Origin of the sequence: Nonomuraea fastidiosa, from assembly GCF_042751225.1 — a bacterium.
In the GTDB taxonomy this organism is placed as follows: Bacteria; Actinomycetota; Actinomycetes; order Streptosporangiales; family Streptosporangiaceae; genus Nonomuraea; species Nonomuraea fastidiosa.
The window spans coordinates 8,742,573-8,761,137 of sequence record NZ_CP170570.1; the positions used below are offsets into that span (position 1 = coordinate 8,742,573).

General features: G+C 72.4%; 16 protein-coding genes. 3 read left to right on the top strand and 13 right to left on the bottom strand.

Going from position 1 to position 18,565, the window contains the following annotated elements; genetic code table 11:
• Positions 1-144 precede the first annotated feature (144 nt).
• Positions 145-1,650: a hypothetical protein gene (locus ACFMQL_RS40360; RefSeq protein ID WP_378790013.1), complete on the bottom strand. Its 1,506-nt coding sequence runs from the start codon at positions 1,648-1,650 to the stop codon at positions 145-147.
• Between the two features lie 340 nt (positions 1,651-1,990).
• A complete protein-coding gene (locus ACFMQL_RS40365) occupies positions 1,991-2,500 on the bottom strand; it encodes a hypothetical protein (RefSeq protein WP_378790014.1) in 510 nt (169 codons plus the stop codon).
• A gap of 314 nt (positions 2,501-2,814) precedes the next feature.
• Between ACFMQL_RS40365 and ilvA the strand changes: the two genes are divergently transcribed.
• On the top strand, positions 2,815-4,164 hold the full coding sequence (ilvA, locus tag ACFMQL_RS40370; RefSeq protein ID WP_378790016.1) for a threonine ammonia-lyase IlvA: 1,350 nt from the start codon (positions 2,815-2,817) through the stop codon (positions 4,162-4,164).
• 76 nt (positions 4,165-4,240) lie between these two features.
• Here the strand turns inward: ilvA and ACFMQL_RS40375 are convergent, their stop codons facing one another.
• From ACFMQL_RS40375 to ACFMQL_RS40420, 10 genes are all read right to left on the bottom strand, one after another.
• Entirely contained in the window at positions 4,241-7,114 is a 2,874-nt protein-coding gene (locus ACFMQL_RS40375; RefSeq protein WP_364065176.1) for an FAD-binding and (Fe-S)-binding domain-containing protein, read from the bottom strand.
• A gap of 13 nt (positions 7,115-7,127) precedes the next feature.
• Complete coding sequence (locus ACFMQL_RS40380; protein ID WP_378790018.1) at positions 7,128-8,135, bottom strand: zinc-binding dehydrogenase; 1,008 nt, start codon at positions 8,133-8,135, stop codon at positions 7,128-7,130.
• The gene (locus tag ACFMQL_RS40385; protein ID WP_378790020.1) at positions 8,136-8,987 is read right to left on the bottom strand and encodes a fumarylacetoacetate hydrolase family protein; all 852 of its coding nucleotides are present in this window, start codon (positions 8,985-8,987) and stop codon (positions 8,136-8,138) included.
• A gap of 171 nt (positions 8,988-9,158) precedes the next feature.
• Positions 9,159-10,025: an LLM class F420-dependent oxidoreductase gene (locus ACFMQL_RS40390; protein WP_364065184.1), complete on the bottom strand. Its 867-nt coding sequence runs from the start codon at positions 10,023-10,025 to the stop codon at positions 9,159-9,161.
• 52 nt (positions 10,026-10,077) lie between these two features.
• The gene (locus ACFMQL_RS40395) at positions 10,078-10,776 is read right to left on the bottom strand and encodes a hypothetical protein (RefSeq protein ID WP_364065187.1); all 699 of its coding nucleotides are present in this window, start codon (positions 10,774-10,776) and stop codon (positions 10,078-10,080) included.
• Positions 10,773-11,651, bottom strand: coding sequence for a carbohydrate ABC transporter permease (locus tag ACFMQL_RS40400; protein WP_378790022.1), 879 nt, complete (start codon positions 11,649-11,651; stop codon positions 10,773-10,775). Before ACFMQL_RS40400 ends, ACFMQL_RS40395 begins: the two co-directional genes overlap by 4 nt.
• Positions 11,648-12,559 carry a sugar ABC transporter permease gene (locus ACFMQL_RS40405; protein WP_364065191.1) on the bottom strand — a complete coding sequence of 304 codons (912 nt, stop codon included), beginning with the start codon at positions 12,557-12,559 and terminating at the stop codon, positions 11,648-11,650. Before ACFMQL_RS40405 ends, ACFMQL_RS40400 begins: the two co-directional genes overlap by 4 nt.
• Before the next feature lie 78 nt (positions 12,560-12,637).
• Complete coding sequence (locus ACFMQL_RS40410; protein ID WP_378790025.1) at positions 12,638-13,786, bottom strand: ABC transporter substrate-binding protein; 1,149 nt, start codon at positions 13,784-13,786, stop codon at positions 12,638-12,640.
• Between the two features lie 8 nt (positions 13,787-13,794).
• Positions 13,795-13,932, bottom strand: coding sequence for a hypothetical protein (locus tag ACFMQL_RS40415; RefSeq protein WP_378790026.1), 138 nt, complete (start codon positions 13,930-13,932; stop codon positions 13,795-13,797).
• A gap of 34 nt (positions 13,933-13,966) precedes the next feature.
• Positions 13,967-14,974, bottom strand: coding sequence for a hydroxyacid dehydrogenase (locus ACFMQL_RS40420; protein ID WP_364065196.1), 1,008 nt, complete (start codon positions 14,972-14,974; stop codon positions 13,967-13,969).
• A gap of 552 nt (positions 14,975-15,526) precedes the next feature.
• Here ACFMQL_RS40420 and ACFMQL_RS40425 point away from each other — a divergent pair.
• On the top strand, positions 15,527-17,341 hold the full coding sequence (locus ACFMQL_RS40425) for a DUF2264 domain-containing protein (protein ID WP_378790028.1): 1,815 nt from the start codon (positions 15,527-15,529) through the stop codon (positions 17,339-17,341).
• Between the two features lie 39 nt (positions 17,342-17,380).
• Here the strand turns inward: ACFMQL_RS40425 and ACFMQL_RS40430 are convergent, their stop codons facing one another.
• A complete protein-coding gene (locus ACFMQL_RS40430) occupies positions 17,381-18,409 on the bottom strand; it encodes a substrate-binding domain-containing protein (protein ID WP_378790030.1) in 1,029 nt (342 codons plus the stop codon).
• Between ACFMQL_RS40430 and ACFMQL_RS40435 the strand changes: the two genes are divergently transcribed.
• A complete protein-coding gene (locus ACFMQL_RS40435) occupies positions 18,408-18,539 on the top strand; it encodes a hypothetical protein (protein WP_378790032.1) in 132 nt (43 codons plus the stop codon). The two genes, ACFMQL_RS40430 and ACFMQL_RS40435, sit on opposite strands and share 2 nt — an antisense overlap.
• The last annotated feature ends 26 nt before the right edge of the window (positions 18,540-18,565 follow it).

Sequence of the window (18,565 nt, forward strand, 5' to 3'; positions counted from 1 at the left end):
TACTCATTTATTCGCCGATTTTCAGGACATGAGGTGCGGGCGTACCGCGCCGGCGCAGGGCCGCCACCTCAGCCGCGCCCGCCCTGCGCCCCCGCTTTTCTCCCGTTTTCACTCTCCCCCGAGACAGGCCGGTCGTCGCCCCCGTCAGCTCGTGATCGTCACGTCGCGCAGCAGGAAGTAGCTGACCGAGTCCGCCTGCATGTAGAGGTGGAAATCGTCGGCCTTCGCCTTGGCGGTCTTGTCGGCGGTGACGATGGTGACCACCACGTACTTCTTGGCCGGGTTCGTTCTGACCTTGCCGTACTCGAAGGTCGGCAGGGCCATGTCCCTGCGGATGTTGACGGTGTCGGTCTTGGACTCGGCCATCTGAGTGGCCGCCGTCGTGGCCGCCTTGACCGACGGGAACTCCAGCATCACCTGCACCGCCTTGAGGTGGCCCCGGTAGGCGGAGTAGGCGAGCTGGACGGCGCGCCGGCAGTCGTTCTTCTCCAGCAGGCCCTGGGCGTCCACCGGCTCGCACGTGTCGTACGTCCAGCCGCCGACCTTGTTCGCGTCGAACGTGACGCCCGAGACGGTGAACTTCCAGTCGTCGAACTCGGTGTGGGCGATGGGCGAGCCGGGCTGGGCGGCCGAGGAGGACGGTGACGGCCTCGTGGCGGGGCCGGTCGGCTCGCCCGACGGCACCTCTTCCGCTGACGGCCTTCCGGACGGTTCCCCTGCCGCCGACGGCTCGCCCTTCGGTGAAGCGCCGGCCGAGGGCGGAAGGCCGCCGCCCGCGTCGGCCTCGGCCGGCTCGTCCGACGGCCACGGCGCGGTCGTCGGTGGCGAGGTGCCGCCGCCGCTCGGCAGGGCCGCGGGTGTGCCGTTCGAGGACTTGACGTACGAGACCGCGCCGACCGTGCCGCCGCCGAGGAGCAGCACGCCGAGGGCGGCCGAGAGCGCGATGACCATGGTCTTGCCGCGCTTTCGAGGCGGGTCGAGCGTGGCGGGTGTCAGGTGGTCGTACCCTGCCTGGTGGCGCTGGTGGGTGTACGGGTCGTAGTGGCCGTTGCCGCCTCCGTGCAGGTACGGAGGGCTCAGGGGACCATGGTCGTCCTGGCGGCCGCCATAGGAGGCGTGGAGACCGTTGTACGGGTCCTGCTCGCCGTAGACGTCCCGGTCGCCGTAGACGTTCCGATCGGCGTAGGCGGCCTGCTCTGCGCAGGCGCTCCTGTCGCCGTAGGCGTCCTGTTCGCGGTGGGCGGTCTGGTCGCCGTACGAGGGGCCGTATGCGGGCAGACGACCGTACGGCTCCGGAGGGTCGTAAGACGCGTGAGGCCCGGACCCGGGGGTGTACGAGTCCTGCGGACTGTAGGGGTAGCCGTCGTCCGGTGGGCCGGGCTGGCTGTGGCGGCCCCGCCGTGCTCCGAAGCCGGGTGGCGGGCTGCCCTGGCTCGCGTGGGGGCCGTTGCCGGCGGGTGCCGGTCCCTGGACGCCGTGATCGGTGGTCCCTAACTCGTGGTCACCGTAGCCTGCGTGGTCCGTGCCCGGGTGGCGCTGGGTGGGCGTGGCCGGGCGCCCGTACGGAGGGCGGCCGTGCTCGCGCCGTCCCGGCTCCGGCTGCCCAGGCGCTTGCGGACCCCACGGGTCCGGTGGTGAAGGGTGAGTCATTGCCCCATCATGTGGCGAGATTTCGGCGTTTCCGCCGGTGCACCGCCATATGGCATGAGAGTGAACCGGCCTCGCGCACCAGCACGTACCAGTGCTAAGGCTCCCCCGCCGGGACCCCGGCCATCGCCGTGGAACGGTACATGGGCGGCGCGGCCACCCCGACGTCGTTGTCGCGGTGGCCGCGCCGCCCGGTCATCGCCGCGCCCGGCTCACAACCGGCCGTGAACGATGACCCTTATCGGCACCTCGTCTCGACGGCACCGGCCGGAGGCGTTCGTCTCCCCTCCATGGCGGACGGTCCGTTGTCCCGGTGCGCCGGGGCCGGGCCCGTATAAGGGGCTCACTTCGACAGGTAGAGGGTCTTCCAGGTGCCGCCGTACCGGCAGTTCGCCGAAGGGCGGGAGGCGCGGGGCTCGGAGCAGACCTTGAGCTCGATCTGGTACACGTCGCTCTGGCGGAACGAGAAGCGGGTGGGGCTGCCGTAGGTGCAGTCGCGCACCCAGCGCTCGCGGAACGGAAGCTGGTCGCCGTCGCGGTACGTGATGCGGAAGAGGGCCCAGCCGCAGGAGGAGCGGCGGGTGTTGTCGTACACCTTGCCGGAGATCCGGACGAAGTCGGCCGTGGGCAGGGTGGCGTGGTCCTCGCCGGTGATGGTCAGCGTGCCCAGCGCCTTGGCGGCGCGCCGGGGAGCGTAGTAGGCGCCCCAGGACTTGGCCGAGGTGCCGGCCGAGGCGGTGATCTCCGTGGCGGTCCCGGCCGTGGTGGCGGCGGTGGCGGGAGCGAACGCGGCCGCGGTGGCGGCGGTGGCGAGAGCGGCTGTGGCCAGTGCGAGGGTCCGGGCGAGCGTCATGGCGGCGATCCTTTTCGGCTGGGGGCGTTCGTGAGATGGCATTACTGTGCATTGAGGCGATTTCAAGCGGCTTACGGGGGACGTCGGCTGATTTCAGGCGACTTGCGGGGTCGCTTCAGGCCGCTTGACGGACCGTGTCGCCCCCGATTCCCTCCGATAACCGGCCTACCGGGATCCGGCGATTTGGCCGGGCGGGTTCGATGCACTAAGAACCTGAGAGCAGGCTTTCACCGCGCTGCCCTGGGATCCACGCGCGTTGCCTGGCCGGCGGGGGTTCCGGCATCGACATATACGCAATCAAGGGGAAATGTGACGTGAGTGATTCACGTGAGGACGCATCCGCCGCGGCGGCGTCCGCAGCCAACGCCACCATCGCCGTAGCACAGGCCGCTACTGTGACGTGGTCCCCCGCGGCTGCCGTCCGTGCCGCCGATGTGGATGCGGCAGCCGGGCGGCTGGCGGGGATCGTGGCGACGACGCCGCTCGAGCGGAACCCGCGCCTGTCCCAGATGACCGGGGCCGAGATCTGGCTCAAGCGCGAGGATCTGCAGACCGTGCGCTCGTACAAGGTGCGCGGGGCGTTCAACCTGATCGCGCAGCTCGGCGAGGCGGCGCGGGCGGCCGGGGTGGTCGCGGCCAGCGCGGGCAACCACGCCCAGGGGGTCGCGTACGCCTGCTCGGCGCTGGGCGTGCGCGGCCGGGTCTACCTGCCGCGCCTGACGCCCAGGCAGAAGCGGGACCGCATCGCCGCGCTCGGCGGCGACATGATCGAGATCGTGCTGGGCGGCGAGACGTACGACGAGGCGTCCGCGGCGGCGAAGGCCGACGCCGCGGCGACGGGGGCGACGCTGGTTCCGGCGTTCGACGACGTACGCACGATCGCGGGGCAGGGCACGGTGCTGCGCGAGGCGGTCGAGCAGCTCGGCAGGACGCCGGACGTCGTCGTGGTCCCGGTGGGCGGTGGCGGGCTGCTGGCCGGTTCGCTGGCCTGGCTGCGCGAGCGGCATCCCGGCACCCGGGTGATCGGCGTCGAGCCGGCCGGGGCCGCCTGCGTGGCCGCCGCCGTCGCGGCCGGAGGTCCGGTCACGCTGGACGCGATCGACACGTTCGTCGACGGCGCCGCCGTGCGCCGGGTAGGCGACGTCACGTACCCGATCATCGTGAGCTCCGGCGTGGACCTCGTGTCGGTCCCCGAGGGTCAGGTGTGCAGCGAGATGCTGGCGCTGTACCAGACCGACGGCATCATCGCCGAGCCCGCGGGCGCGCTGGCCACCGCCGTGCTGCGCACGCCCGCGCTGACCGGCATCCCGGCGGGCGCCACGGTGATCTGCGTGCTGTCCGGCGGCAACAACGACGTCAGCCGGTACGCCGAGGTCGTCGAGCGCGCCCTCGTCCACGAGGAGCGCAAGCACTACTTCCTGGTCGAGTTCCCGCAGGAGCCGGGGGCGCTGCGCCGCTTCCTCGACGAGGTGCTCGGCCCCAACGACGACATCACGCTGTTCGAGTACGTCAAGCGCAACAACCGCGAGACCGGCCCCGCGCTGGTGGGCATCGAGCTGTCCAGCCCCGACGACCTGCCGGCGCTGCTGAAGCGCATGGAGGCCGCGCCGCACCGCATCGAGCAGATCGATCCGTCCAGCCCGCTGTTCCGGTTCGTCACCTGACGCTCCACCGCACAAGCGGCCGCACGTCAGGGGGGCGGGTGGCGCATCAGGCGGTGGCCCGTCAGGCGGCCGCACGTCAGGCGGTGGCGCGGTCGAGGTATTCGAGCAGGTGATGGTACGTCCTGCCAGTGGCGCGGGTCATGCCGAGCTCGCACGTGCGGTTGACCGAGGCGTGCGCGGTGCAGCCTGAGGCCTGGACGGCGACGGCCTCCGCGCGGGTGGCCGAGGCGGTCAGCTCGGGGTGGAGCAGGCCGCGGTCGCCGGCGAAGGCGCAGCACTGCCAGCCCTCCGGCACGACCACCTTCTCGGCGATCGCCTCGGCGAGCCGCGTGATGGCGGCGTCGAGGCCGAGGCGGGTGGACGAGCAGGTGGGGTGCAGGGCCAGGTTCGGCAGGCGGCGCTTGACGGTCAGGCGGGGCAGGAGGTGCTCGGCGGTGTAGGCGACCGCGTCGAGCACCTCGACGCCGGGGAGCAGGTGGCGGAAGCCCTCCGTACAGGAGGCGGCGTCGCTGACGACCGGGATGCGCTCCCCGCCCGCGGCGCCCAGAGCCGGAGCGCCCGGAGCCGTGTCACCGGCCGGGCCACCGTCCTGCGCCGCGTCACCGGCCGAACCTCCGTCCGGCACGGTGTCCCCGGCCAAGCCCAGGCGGCCGAGGGCCGTGCGGACCTGCTCCGCCATCGTGGCGTGGCCGTCGCCGTACCCCTTGGACGACCACGGCGTGCCGCAGCACAGGCTCGCGATCCCCTCCGGGACGAGCAGCTCGACTCCGGCGCGGGCGGCGAGCCGCTGGAACGCGGTCATCACGCCGGGCCCACCGGCGGCGGGCGCGAACATCGTGTTCAGGCAGGACGGCAGGTAGATCGCGGCGGGCCGGCGCGACGGGCGGGGACGGCGGCGGGCGCCGCCCTTGGGCAGGTCGCGCGACCACTGCGGCACCGCGTCCGCTCCGGCCACCCGCCGCGCGGCACGGGCGGCGGCCTCGGACAGCGGGGCGGGGGCGACGGCGGCGGTGTCGAGTGCGAGGTTCATGGCCCGGGTGACGCCGTCCCAGTGGCGGGCGGCCGACGCCCAGCCCTTGTTCACCAGGCGGCCGTGCCGCTCGGCGCGCAGCCGCTTGGTGAGGTCGCCGGTGTTGATGAGGACGGGGCAGGCGGTGGCGCACATGCCGTCCACGGCGCAGGTGTCGACGGCGTCGTAGCCGTACTCGGACTCCAGCTCGCGGGCGAGCGCGTGGTCGCCGGCGGCGCGGGCGGCGGCCAGCTCGCGGCGCAGCACGATGCGCTGCCGGGGCGTGGTGGTCAGGTCGCGGCTGGGGCAGACGGGCTCGCAGTAGCCGCACTCGACGCAGCGGTCCACCTCGGGCTCGACGCTGACGACCCGTTTGAGGTCGCGCAGGTGGGCCTCGTCGTCATCGGTGAGCACGACGCCGGGGTTGAGCGTGCCGGCCGGGTCGCACAGGCGCTTGACCTCGCGCATCACCTCGTACAGCTCGTCGCCGTACTGGCGGCGGACGAACGGGGCCATGACGCGGCCGGTGCCGTGCTCGGCCTTGAGCGTGCCGCCACGATCGAGCACGGCCGCCACCATGTCCTCGGTGAAGGCGGCGTAGCGGTCGAGCTCGGTGCCGAACCGCTCGTTGATCATGAAGTGCAGGTTGCCGTCCTTGGCGTGGCCGAAGATGACGCTGCGTTCGTAGCGGTGGGCGGCGAACAGGGCGGTGAGGTCGTCGCACAGGTCGGCCAGTGCGGCCACGGGGACGGCGACGTCTTCGAGCAGGGCGGTGGTGCCGCTGGGGCGGGCTCCGGCGACGGCGGCGTACAGGCCCTTGCGGATGTGCCAGAGCCCGGCCCGGCCGCCGGGGTCGCGGCTGAGCCTGGCGGGCACGGCGAGGCGCAGCTCGGCGAACGCCCGCTCGGCGGCGCGCTCGCGCTCGGCGAGCAGGTCGGCGTCGGACTCCTGCCACTCGATGAGCAGCGCGGCGTGGTCCTGGACGGCGAGCGTGCGCAGCACGTCGTCGGCCTTGGGGTCGGTCTGGGCGACGCGCAGGGACTCGGCGTCGAGCAGCTCGACGGCGGCGGGCTCGGCGGCGACCAGCGCGGGCATGGCGGCCATGGCCTCGCGCAGCGCGGGGAAGACGAGCAGGCCGGTGGCGGCCAGGCGGTGCGCGGGCACGGTGCGGAAGACGGCCTCGGCGACGAACCCGAGCGTGCCCTCGCTGCCGATGACCAGGTGGGCGAGGATCTGGGCGGGCGTGTCGTGGTCGAGGAAGCTGTTGAGGCCGTAGCCCATGGTGTTCTTCAGCGAGAACTGGGCCTGGATGCGGCGCACGGACTCGGGGTTGCCGCGCACGCGGTCGCGCAGGCGGGCCAGGCCCTCGAAGAGCGCGGGTTCGAGCGCGCGCAGCCGCTCGTCGGCGTCGGGCGCGCCGGTGTCGATGACGGTGCCGCTGGGCAGCACGAGCGTCATGGATGCGAGCGTCCGGTACGTGTTGGCGTGCGTGCCGCAGGTCATGCCGCTGGAGTTGTTGGCGACGACGCCGCCGATGGTGCAGGCCGACTCGCTGGCGGGGTCGGGGCCGAGCTTGCGGCCGTAGGGGGCGAGTCTGGCGTTGACCTGCCGGAGCACGGCGCCGGGCTGGACGCGTACGCGGGCGCCGTCGTCGAGCACCTCGATGCCGCGGAAGTGACGGCGGGTGTCGACCAGCAGCTTGTCGCTGACGCCCTGCCCGCTGAGGCTGGTGCCGCCGGAGCGGAACGTGATCGGCAGCCCGGCCTTGAGCAGCGCGGCGACCTGGGCGGTGTCCCGCGGCACCAGGACGGCCTGCGGGGTGAGCAGGTAGTGGGAGGCGTCGTGGGCCAGGCCGAGCCGGTCGCTCGCCCTCGTCCGGGCGATCCCCGGCACGGCGGCCTCGACCGCGGCGAGGAGTGCGGGGTCCGGCTGGTCGATCACGATGGGTGCTTCCTTAGCGTCGCGGGTCGATGTGGATCTTGGGTCCTGGGCCTTCGGGGCGGCGCCCGGCCAGCGCCTCGGCGGTCTCGGCGAGCCCGATCGTGGCGGCGACCAGCGGCCGGGCGTCCACCGAGCCGTTGGCGTAGGCCGCGGCGGCCCCGTCGAGTCCGGCTGAACCGCCGAGAATACCGACTGCCGTCACGTCCTTCAGCACCAGGTCACGGGTGTCGACCGTGGACGGGTCCGGTGCGAGGCCGATGTAGACGGCGCGGCCGCCCGGCTCGACCAGGTCGAGGGCGAGCCCGGGCAGCTCGGGCGCGGTGGAGGCGTCGATGACCGCGTGCCAGGGCAGGCCGGGCAGCTCGGCGCGGGTCCAGACGCCGGAGAAGCCGAGATCGGTGGCCAGGCCGAGCTGGGCGGGGTCGCGGCCGAGCAGGTGGACCTCGACGCTCTGGGCGCGCGCGAACAGCGCGGCGAGCAGGCCGATGGTGCCGGTGCCGAGGACGAGCAGCCGCTCCCCCGAGCCGAGCGCGGCGGCGCGTACGGCGCGCAGCGCGTTGCCGCCCGGCTCGACCAGCGCGCCGAGCGCGGGGTCCAGGTCGTCGGGCAGGGCGTGCAGCGCGGCGGCCGGTACGGGGAGCCGCTCGGCGAGCGCGCCGGGGCGGCCCCTGCTGATGCCGATCTCGGCGAGGTCGGCGCACACGTGGTGCCGCCCGGCCAGGCAGCGCGCGCACCGGCCGCAGCCGAGCATGGTGTCGCCGGTGACGCGGCGGCCGAGCCAGGCGGGGTCCACGCCGTCGCCGACGGCGCTGACCCGGCCGCACCACTCGTGGCCCGGCCGCAGCGGGTACCAGGCGCGCCCGGTGCTCAGGTAGCTCATCCGGCCGGTGAACAGCTCGACGTCGGTGCCGCACACGCCGGCCCGCTCGACGTCCACCACGACCTCGCCGGGCGCGGCGTGCGGCGGCTCGACGTCCTGGACCTCGGCCTTGCCCGGCCCGGTGAGCACCAGGGCGCGCATCTAGCGGGGTCCGACGACGGTCTGCCGCTGGCTGCCCAGGCCGTCGATGCCCAGCTCCATGACGTCGCCGGGCTGGAGCCAGATCTGCGGGTCGTGGCCCATGCCGACGCCGGGCGGGGTGCCGGTGTCGATGAGGTCGCCGGGCTCCAGGACCATGAACTGGCTCAGGTGGTGCACGATCACGTACGGGTCGAAGATCATGGTCTTGGTGTTGCCGGTCTGGCGGCGCACGCCGTTGACGTTCAGCCACATGCCGAGGTCGCGCACGTCGGGGATCTCGTCGGGGGTGACCAGCCAGGGCCCTGCCGGGTTGAACGTCTCGGCCGACTTGCCCTTGCTCCACTGCCCGCCGCGCTCCATCTGGAAGGAGCGCTCGCTGACGTCGTTGACCACGCAGTAGCCGGCGATCGCGTCCCTGGCCTCCTCGACCGAGTCGAGGTAGGAGGTGCGGCGGCCGATGACGATGCCCAGCTCCACCTCCCAGTCGGTCTTGGTGGCGCCGCGCGGGATGCGCACGTCGTCGTACGGGCCGACGAGCGTGTTCGGCGACTTGGTGAACAGGATCGGCTCCTTCGGCACCGCCTGTCCGGTCTCGGCGGCGTGGTCGCTGTAGTTGAGCCCGATGCACAGGATCTGGTGCGGCCGGGCGATGGGCGCGCCGACGCGTTCGCCGGCGAACTCGCGTACGTCGCCGCGGGCGATGCGCTCATCGACCACGGAGGCGATGGATGCGGGGCCGCCCGCCGCGAAGAAGCGCTCGTCGAAGTCGGGGGTGACGTCGGAGACGTCGACGTAGCGGGTGTCGTCGACGCGGACGACGGGCTTCTCGGCGCCGGGGGCTCCGATGCGCATGAGGTACAAGGCGGCTCGCCTCCAGGTCTCTGCTGACGACGGCGGTGCGACGGTTTTCCCCATTATGAGAGGCTGTCGTCCCGCGGTGACCAGTGGTAGGCGGGTGCGGACCGCAGCGCGCCGAGCGCGTCGGGCACCGCTCCGGGAGGCGGGCGGCCCGCAGAGTCCGCTCTAGCCGTTCAGCGCCGGGCCGAGCCTGCGCCACTCATCGCGCGGGAAGCCCTTGGGGTCGTCGGTGAGCACCTGGACGGTCACGTGGTCGGCGCCTGCCGCGCGGTGCTCGTCCACCCGGCGCTTGACGGCCTCCTCGTCGCCCCAGGCGATGAGCGCGTCGAACAGCCGGTCGCTGACGGTCTCCAGGTCCTCCTGGGAGAAGCCGAGCCGCAGCAGGTTGTTGGCGTAGTTGGGCAGGGACAGGTAGCCGCGCAGCCAGTCGGTGCCGATGGCGCGCGCCTCGTCGCGGCTGGAGCACAGGATCGCGGTCTGCTCGGGCAGCAGCAGCGGGCCCGCGCCCAGCGCCTCGCGGGCCTGGCGGGTGTGGTCGACGGTGACGAGGTACGGGTGGGCGCCGCGCGAACGCTCCTTGGCCAGCTCCAGCATCTTGGGACCGAGCGCGGCGAGCACCCGGTCGCCGGGCCGTACGGGCCGCTCGGCGGTGTCGAGCCCGTCGAGGAAGGCCGACATGGCGGCGAGCGGGCGGCGGTAGCGGCCGGGCTCGGTCGAGTCGATGAGCGGGGCGTGGCTGACCCCGATGCCGAGCAGGAACCGGTCGCCGTGCGCGGCCGACAGCGACGCATGCGAGGCGGCGGTCTCCTCGGCGGTGTGCATCCACAGGTTCAGGATGCCGGTGGCGATCGTCGCCTGCCGGGTGGCCGACAGCAGCCGCTCGACCGCCTCGAACACCGGCCCTCCGACGTCGGGTATCCACAAGGCGGTGAACCCGAGTTCCTCCAGCTCGGCGGCCGCTTCGGCGGCCTCTCCCGGGTCACCGTGCCTCAGTTGCGTGCTCCAGATGCCCGCGCCCGCAAGATTCTTCATGATTCTCGTGATACCACGGCGGCCCGAAGGAGCGGCCGTACGCCACGCCTCCTCAGCGGGCCGGCGCGACGACGTACCGCATGGTCGCCCAGGCCGCGTACAGCAGCGGGGAGGCCAGCAGGAGCAGGCCGGCCACCGGCTTGACCAGGACGACCGCGACGGCGAGGCCGAGCACGACGAGGGTCGCCGCCGCCAGGTACCAGCGGCGGGCGACCAGGAACAGGCAGGGCAGCACCAGGGAGCGCAGCCGCGTGCCGGGCTCGCCGGCCAGCGTCAGCAGCGCGAACGCCACCGAGATCACCAGCGCGGCGGCGGTGCAGAAGAACGGCACCAGGGCCGGGCCCCAGCCGGTGCCCGCCACGGCCGCCGCGTCCACCGCGAGCACCGCGACCGCCGTCCCCGCCGCCGCCCACACGGCCAGGGCGCGCCGCCAGGCCCGCCGGTAGGCGCCCCAGAACGCGCGCAGCACGCCGGTGCCGCCCTCGTCCAGCGCCTCGAAGCAGCCGAACGCGCCCGTCAGCGCCGGCGCGCACAGCAGCGACAGCACGCCGAAGAACGGCCACGAAGCCAGCGGGTCGCGCACGACGGCCAGCGCGAACAGCAGCGGCGCGCAGGAGATCGCCAGCAGCACGTTCGTCATGAGGCCGACGTAGACGGTGGAGAACACCTTCTCGTAGGTCTCCTGGCGGGCGGGGCGCAGCAGCCGCCGTGCGACCCCGCCGCCCTCGGAGACGTTCCGCGGCGCGCTCATCCCTTGAGCCCGCTCGTCGCGATGCCGCGGATGAAGTACCGCTGGCCGAACAGGAAGATCACCAGGATCGGCAGCACCGACAGCACCGAGCCGGTCATGATCATCGCGTACTCGGCCTCGTACTGGCCGACGAACGAGCGCAGGCCGAGCTGCACCGTCCACAGCTCGTTGCTGGTCAGGTAGATGAACGGCCCCATGTAGTCGTTCCAGGTGTTGACGAACGTCAGCAGCGCCAGGCTGGCCAGCGCCGGTTTCGACAGCGGCAGCATGATGCGGCGGTAGATGCCGTACTCGCTGAGCCCGTCGATGCGCGCCGCCTCGCACAGGTCGTCGGGGATCGACATGTAGTACTGCCGCATGAGGAAGACGCCGAACGCGCTGAACGCCTGGAGCAGAATGATCGACAAGAACGTGTCGGTCAGCTCGGCCCGCTGCATCATGATGTACTGCGGCACCATGTACGCCTGCCACGGCACCGCGATGGTCGCGATGTAGGCGAGGAACAACCCGTCCCTGCCGGGAAAGCGCACCTTGGAGAAGCCGTAGGCGGCGAAGCTGCCGGTCAGCACCTGCAGCGCGGTGATCGTGACGGACAGGAACGCCGAGTTGCCGAGGTAGGTGAGCAGCGGGATGCGTTCCCAGATCTCCACGAAGTTCTGCCAGCGCAGCTCGTCGGGGATCCACTGGATCGGCACCGAGAAGACCTGGTTGTCGCGTTTGAGGGAGGACGACACCATCCACGCGAACGGCACCAGCACCAGCGCCGCGATCACGATCAGGCCGATGTAGGCGGGGACGGTGCGGAGCAGCCGCCGCGCGCGGCTGCGCCCGCCGCCGGCGCCCGCCTCGGTGGCGGCTCCTGGCAGCGCGGTCATGACGTGCTCCTGCGCTCGTTGAGTCGGAACTGAAGGACGGTCACCGTCAGCACGATGAGGAACAGCACCAGCGCGATGGCCGATGAGTAGCCGAACTGGCCCTCGCGGATGCCTTCGCGGTAGACGAGCTGGGCCAGCACGAGCGTGCTGCGCCCGGGGCCGCCGTCGGTCATCACCACGATCAGGTCCAGCACCTTGAAGCTCTGGATCGTCAGCATGACCAGGACGAAGAACGTGGTGGGCCGCAGGCAGGGCAGCGTGACGTTCCAGAAGCGCTGCCAGGCGCCGGCGCCGTCCACCCTGGCGGCCTCGTAGTACTCGCGCGGGATGGTCTGCAGGCCGGCCAGGTAGAGCACCATGTAGTAGCCCATGTCCCGCCACACGCTGGTGATGATGACGGCGGGCATCGCCCAGTCGGTACTGGCCACCCAGCGCGGCGGATCGGAGATGCCGATCGCCTCCAGGAACTGGTTGATCGGGCCCGCGGTCGGGTTGAACAGCATGTTCCACACGACCGCGACGGCGACCAGCGAGGTGATGTACGGGAAGAACGCGGCGGTGCGGAAGAACTGCACGCCGCGGATCTTCCTGTCGAGGACGATGGCCAGGCCGAGCGCGACGGCCAGCGTCAGCGGGATGTGCCCGGCCGCGTAGAAGAGCGTGTTGCGCAGCGCGACGTGGAAGTTCTGGTCGCGCCACAGCCGCTCGAAGTTCTCCAGCCCGACCCATTCGGGGGTGCTGTAGGAGTCCCAGTCGAGGAACGCCAGCGCGAACGCGGCCAGCATCGGCACGAGCGTGAACAGGGCGAAGCCGATGAAGTTCGGGAGGATGAAGCTCCAGCCGACGAGGATGTTGCGCCAGGAGCGTCGGCGGCGGGGCGGTGCGGCCGGCGGCAGCGGTCGCGTCATTGCCTGTGTCATGGTGTCCTTCGGAACTCTCCGTGAGGCGCCGGAGGGCCCGGACGGCGGCCCGGGCCCGCGACCGCCCTAGTTGAGTACTTCGCTCTTGACGCGCTCGTTCATGGAGCGGATGCCGTCGGCGATCGACTTGTCGCCGACCATGATCAGCTCGTGTTCCTCGTTGAGGATCGTGTCGATGTCGGAGGTGTGCTCGCTGACCGGCATCTCCAGCACGACCTTGTCGGGCTCGAACGCCTTCTTCGACAGCTCGTCCTCCGGCATGCCCTTGAGCCCGAAGTACGCCTCGGTGATCTCGGGCGTCTGCAGCGCCGGCACCACGCCGACCTTCGTGATCGCCTCGGCGCCGGCCTTGCTCGCGGCGAACTCGACGAACTTCTTGGCGGCGTCGGCGTGTTCGGAGCGCTTGTTGACGGCGAACGCGGTCGGCGAGCCGAACGTGGTGACGCCGGTGGCGCCGGGCCGCTGCGGCATGGGCGCAAGGCCCCACTCGACGTCGGTGGCGCCCTTCTCCTTGGCCTCGAGGATGCCGGAGATGTACCAGGTGCCCATGGGCATCATCGCGGTCTTGCCGCTCTCGAACTGGGTGCGGTAGTCGGCCTGCTGCGACTTGGCGGTGCCGAAGTCGAGCACGGCGCCGGCGTCCTGGAGGCCCTTGGCCACGTTGTACTGGTCGGTAAAGAACGTGTAGTCGCCGCCGAGCTGATCGCCGCCGGTCTGCGCGGCGGAGACGGCCTGCACGACCGAGCGCCAGGTGTGGTGGTAGGCGCCGTAGACCTTGTCGCCGCCCTCGCCCGACGTGAGCTGCTTGGCGATCTTGACGTAGTCGTCCCAGGTCATCGGCTCGGGCAGCTTGACGCCCGCCTTGTCGAGCAGCGTCTTGTTGTAGTAGAGCAGCCAGAAGTCCTGCCGGTACGGCAGCGCGTAGTACTTGCCGCCGACGTCGAAGGCGTCCAGGCCGGCGAGCTTGCTCGTGTCGGTCGACTTCACCATGTCGGTGAGGTCGAGGAGCTGGTTGCGGCTGGAGTAGCGGGAGTAGTCGGTGACGTTCTTCATCGTGATCACGTCGGTCTTGTCACCGCCCGCCAGCATGGTGGTGACCTTCTCCGGATAGTCATCGGCGAGGATGTCGACCGGCTTGATGGTGATGTTCGGGTTGGCCTGCTGGAAGGCGTCGAACAGCGCCTTGAACTCGGGCGTCTTGGCCAGGTTCCACACCGTGACGCTCAGCGTGATCTTGCCGTTGGGGTCGGCCGGCTGGGGTCGCCCGAGCCGCAGGCCGCGAGGGTGAGCGAGAGCGCGCCCGCCAGGGCCAGGCCCTTGACCGCCTGCCGCCGCGCACCGCCCTTGCCTGACGTGATCATTGATCCGGTCTCCTCTCCGTCGCAGGGGGGTTGGTCAGGCGCTGACGGCGAACTCGTCCGGCGTGACGGCCGTGCGCAGCGGCAGGCCGGCCAGGTGGCGTTCGAGTTCGTCGAGAGCGCTGTCGCTCATGCGCCGGGTCTCGCTGCCCAGCGAGCCGGCGATGTGGGGGGTGATCATGACGTTGGGCAGCTCGTACAGCACCGACTCGGCGGGCAGCGGCTCGGGGTCGGTGACGTCGAGGATGGCGTCGAGCCGCCCGGAGGCGCACTCGCGCTCCAGCGCGGCGGTGTCGAGCACGGCGCCGCGCGCGGTGTTGATGACGGTCGCGCCGTCGCGCAGCATGGCCAGCTCGGCGGCGCCGATGAGGTGCCGGGTGGCGGGCAGCGAGGGCACGTGCAGGGTGAGCACGTGGCAGCGGCGCAGCAGCTCGGGCAGCTCGACCAGGCGGCCGCCCGCGGCGCTCACCTCTTCCTGCGCCGCGTACGGGTCCGAGACCAGCACGTCCACCTCCAGGCTGCGCAGCCGTTCGACGACCCGGCGGCCCACCCGCGAGAAGCCGACCACGCCGACCGTGCGGCCGCGGTTGCTCAGCTCGCCGCGCTGTGAGGCGTAGGACCAGTCGTCGCGGTGCTTGCGCGCGTCCTGGGCGAGGAACGGCGCCTTCTTGCCGGCGAAGATGACCGCGGCGAGCGTGAACTCGGCGACCGGGATGGCGTTGGCGTCGGCGGCGCTGGTCACCACGATGCCGCGGCGCCACACCTCGTCGGTGACGAACGGGCGCACGGTGCCGGCGCAGTGGAAGATGGCGCGCAGGCGAGGGGCGTCGGCCAGCCGTTCCGTGGTCAGCGGCGGGCAGCCCCAGGAGGTCAGCAGCACCTCGCTCTCCCGCAGGCGGCGCCGTGCGGAGGGGGTGTCCAGGTCGTCGACGCAGATCGGGTCGCCCAGCTCGGCCATCTCGCGCAGCCGGTGCAGCTGCCGCTGCCCGAACTGCAGCCGGTAGGTGTCCGGGTTCATGACCAGCAGGGCCTGGGGTCGCGTCATCGGGACGCGCCCATGTGCCCGTTCGGCCGGCCGGCGACGCGGAATCTGCTGTTCAACCTGATGCTCCTTGTTACGCGATGACGTCAGGGGTGTCTCGGCACGCGCGCATGACGGCACGGCGAGAGAAGGGCGCCTGGATGGATCCGATCGGCAAACGATCAGCTTCGTTCATCTGTGATCGGTCGGCGTTGCCATGGAGTTAAGCGCGAGCATGTCGAAACAGTCAAGAGGCAATCCAATCGATCCGATCATCAACGTTCGGCTTAGATCACAACTGCTCAACAAAGCGGCCGGATGGGCTCGTGACCGCTTGACGGGCAACCGGGGCGCTGTAACCATCGCGTGAATCGATGGTTACGTAAACATCGTTCCGGCACGAAGGGACTCGTGAATGCCGCCCCTGGACGACCCGCGGCTGTCACCGTTCACCGGGTGGACGCGCGCACACTGGGCAGATCTGGCCGACCGCATGCTGCTGGCGGCCCGCCGCCACACCTCGCCGGGGCGCGCCAGGGTCTCCTTCCCGGCCGGCCCGGCGGCTACGGCCCCGACGTGGACGCGCTCGAAGGCTTCGCCCGCACGTTCCTCGCCGCCGGCTTCCGCGTCACGGGCGAGAACGGCGAAGACCCGCTCAACCTCATGGAGTGGTACGCCGACGGCATCGCCGCCGGGACCGACCCGCACTCCCCCGAGCGCTGGGTCCGGCTCGACGAGCACGACCAGGCCAAGGTCGAGGCCGCCTCGCTCGCGCTCGTCCTGCACCTGACCAGGCCCTGGCTGTGGGACCGGCTCGATCCCGTCGTGCAGGAGCAGGTCGTCGACTACCTCAAGCCCGCCATCGGCTCGTGGTATCCGCCGATCAACTGGGTGTGGTTCCAGATCGTCGTCGAGCAGTTCCTCAAGTCGGTCGGCGGGCCGTACTCGGCGGAGGACATCGAGGCGGGGCTGGCGCTGACCGACGGCTTCGCCCGCCAGGACGGCTGGTACGCCGACGGCGACGAGCGCTCCTACGACCACTACGCCGGGTGGGCGCTGCAGTTCTACCCGCTGCTCTGGGCCGAGATGGCCGCGGGCAGCCCCGAGGCGGAGTCCCGCCGCCCCGTCTACCTGCGGCGGCTCGAACGCTACCTGCAGGACGCGGTGCACCTCGTCGGCGCCGACGGCTCGCCGCTCATCCAGGGGCGCAGCCTCACCTACCGGTTCGCCGCGGCCGTGCCGTTCTGGACCGGCGCCAGGTACGGTCTCGACACGCCCTCGCCCGGGCTGCTGCGGCGGGCCGCGTCCGGAATCGCCCGCCACTTCGTCTCCCACGGCGCCCCCGGCGATGACGGGCTGCTGACGCTGGGCTGGCACGGGCCGTGGCGGCCGATCGCGCAGTCGTACTCGGGGCCCGGGTCGCCGTACTGGGCGTCCAAGGGGCTCTTCGGCCTGACCCTGCCCGCCGACCACCCGGTGTGGACGGCGGTGGAGGAGCCGCTGCCGGTCGAGCGCGGCGACTACGGCCGCGTCCTGCCCGCCCCGGGCTGGCTGGTCAGCGGGACGCGGGCCGACGGCGTCGTACGCGTCGTCAACCACGGCACCGACCACTCGCATCCCGGCTCGCATCTGACGGACTCGCCGCTGTACGCCCGCCTGGGCTACTCGACCGCCACCTCTCCCCTGCTCGCCGGCCCGCACGCCGCCCGGCCCCTGGACCAGTCGGTCACGCTGCTGTCGGAGGACGGCGAGCCGAGCCACAGGACCGGCTTCGACACGCTCCGCCTGGAACGGCTCGCCACCGGGACCGTCGTCGGCGGGTCGCGGTGGCGGGCGCACTGGGTGAAGCCCGACGAGGACGCCCCCGATCACGGCTCCGGGCGCTCCGGCGAGGTGCGGCCGGGGCCGTGGCTGGAGGTGCTGTCGGTGCTGCGCGGGGCGTGGGAGGTGCGGCTGGTCCGCGTACAGCCCGATCCCTCCGGTGATGGGGCGGCTTCTCAGGGGACGGCGCGGTTGCGGGTCGGCGGCTGGCCGCTGCCGGCGGACGGCCCGCACGAGGACAGCCCGCACGAGGACAGCCCGCACGAGGACAGCAGGGCTTCCCAGGTGAGCAACGGCAAGACCTGCTCCGGGGTGTGGGACGCGGCCGGGCTGGACGCCGGCGGGGTCACCTCGGCGGACGACGCCTCGCCGCTCGCCCACTGGACGCTGGTGCCGTGGCGGGCGACGCGCGGCCCCGCCCGTACGGGCGTCTGGTACGCGGCGGCGATCCACCTCGGCGCGTCCGAGCCCGGCGAGCCGCCCGCCGTGGCGTGGGACGGCCCGCGCTGCCTGGTGACCTGGCCGGACGGCACGAGCGACGCCTTCGACCCCGCTCCCCTGCCGTCCTGACCCGCTCCCCTTGACCCGCCTGCCCCCGAGGTAGGCGGGTCAGGACGACGACTGGCGGACGATGAGCTGCGGCCCGACCACGACGCGGTGCGCGGGCCTGTCGGGGTTGCGCAGGCGTTCGAGGAGCAGCGTGAACGCGGCGCGCCCGATGTCGGTCTTCGGCGGCCGGATCGCGGTGAGCGGCGGGTCGCACAGCTCGGCCACCTCGTCGTCGTACGTGACCACCGCCAGGTCCTCCGGCACCCGGATGCCGCGGTCCTGGCACCGCTCGACCAGCGAGATGGCCTCGGGGTCCGAGTGCACGAGCAGCGCCCTGGTGCGAGAGGCCAGGCAGGCGTCGAGCACGTCGTCGAGCGCCTGTGCCCAGCCGGGGTCGCGGCGGTCCACCGTACGGGCCTGGGGCGTGCCCTCCATCTCCAGCCCCAGCTCCTCGCAGGCCAGCCGCCACCCGGCGCGGACGTGCGGGGCCGTGGGGCTGCTGATCGTGGTGATCAGGCCGACCCGGCGGTGACCGAGCACGGCCAGGTGGCGTACGGCCATCGCCGCGCCGAGCGCGTGGTCGCTGACCACGGACTCCATCGCCTCCCGGTAGGGGCCGACGGCCGCGGCCCGCTCGATCAGCACCACCGGCACACCGGCCGAGTGCAGCCAGCGGACCAGCTCCTCGCCCTCGTCGCTCTCGGTGGTGGGCGCGACCAGCAGTCCGTCCACGCCGACGGACTCGATGAGCGAGGCGAGCTGGCGCCGCTCGTCGGCCACCTGGTACGTGGCCCCGCGCAGCACCACCCGCACCCCGGCGGCGGCCGCCGCCTCGCGGACGCCGCGGATCACGTCGGGGTAGTAGTAGTCGAGCGAGGGGACGACCATGCCCACCGTGAGCGGGCCGCCCTGCTGCGCGGGGGCCTCCGACGGCTCGCGGGCGGGCTGCGGCTCGGGCGCGGGCGGCTCGGTGAGCGCGGCGCCGCCGCGTACCCGGCGGATGACGCCCTCCTCGGCGAGGAGCGTGATGTCACGTCTGATGGTGATCGCCGACACCGCCAGCTCGGTGGCCAGGTCGTGCACGCGCATGATGCCGCGCCGCCGCAACAGCTCCACCAGCCGGTTGCGGCGCTCGTCCGGCAGCCTGCCCGCCGCGTCGGAGCCGGCGCGCGCCGGCGGCTCGGCCGTTCTGCTGCTCGGCCTGGTCTTCGGCAGGTGATGCGCCCGTGGCCACGTTGGTCATAC

What these genes read in the sequence shown, in the direction of transcription:
- ACFMQL_RS40430 (WP_378790030.1), bottom strand. Translation starts at nt 18,409, where the DNA reads ATGCGCGTGCACGACCTGGCCACCGAGCTGGCGGTGTCGGCGATCACC.
- ACFMQL_RS40385 (WP_378790020.1), bottom strand. Translation starts at nt 8,987, where the DNA reads ATGCGCATCGGAGCCCCCGGCGCCGAGAAGCCCGTCGTCCGCGTCGAC.
- ACFMQL_RS40360 (WP_378790013.1), bottom strand. Translation starts at nt 1,650, where the DNA reads ATGACTCACCCTTCACCACCGGACCCGTGGGGTCCGCAAGCGCCTGGG.
- ACFMQL_RS40395 (WP_364065187.1), bottom strand. Translation starts at nt 10,776, where the DNA reads ATGAGCGCGCCGCGGAACGTCTCCGAGGGCGGCGGGGTCGCACGGCGG.
- ACFMQL_RS40400 (WP_378790022.1), bottom strand. Translation starts at nt 11,651, where the DNA reads ATGACCGCGCTGCCAGGAGCCGCCACCGAGGCGGGCGCCGGCGGCGGG.
- ACFMQL_RS40415 (WP_378790026.1), bottom strand. Translation starts at nt 13,932, where the DNA reads ATGATCACGTCAGGCAAGGGCGGTGCGCGGCGGCAGGCGGTCAAGGGC.
- ACFMQL_RS40420 (WP_364065196.1), bottom strand. Translation starts at nt 14,974, where the DNA reads ATGACGCGACCCCAGGCCCTGCTGGTCATGAACCCGGACACCTACCGG.
- ACFMQL_RS40380 (WP_378790018.1), bottom strand. Translation starts at nt 8,135, where the DNA reads ATGCGCGCCCTGGTGCTCACCGGGCCGGGCAAGGCCGAGGTCCAGGAC.
- ACFMQL_RS40435 (WP_378790032.1), top strand. Translation starts at nt 18,408, where the DNA reads ATGATGCCGCGCCGCCGCAACAGCTCCACCAGCCGGTTGCGGCGCTCG.
- ACFMQL_RS40390 (WP_364065184.1), bottom strand. Translation starts at nt 10,025, where the DNA reads ATGAAGAATCTTGCGGGCGCGGGCATCTGGAGCACGCAACTGAGGCAC.
- ACFMQL_RS40405 (WP_364065191.1), bottom strand. Translation starts at nt 12,559, where the DNA reads ATGACGCGACCGCTGCCGCCGGCCGCACCGCCCCGCCGCCGACGCTCC.
- ACFMQL_RS40365 (WP_378790014.1), bottom strand. Translation starts at nt 2,500, where the DNA reads ATGACGCTCGCCCGGACCCTCGCACTGGCCACAGCCGCTCTCGCCACC.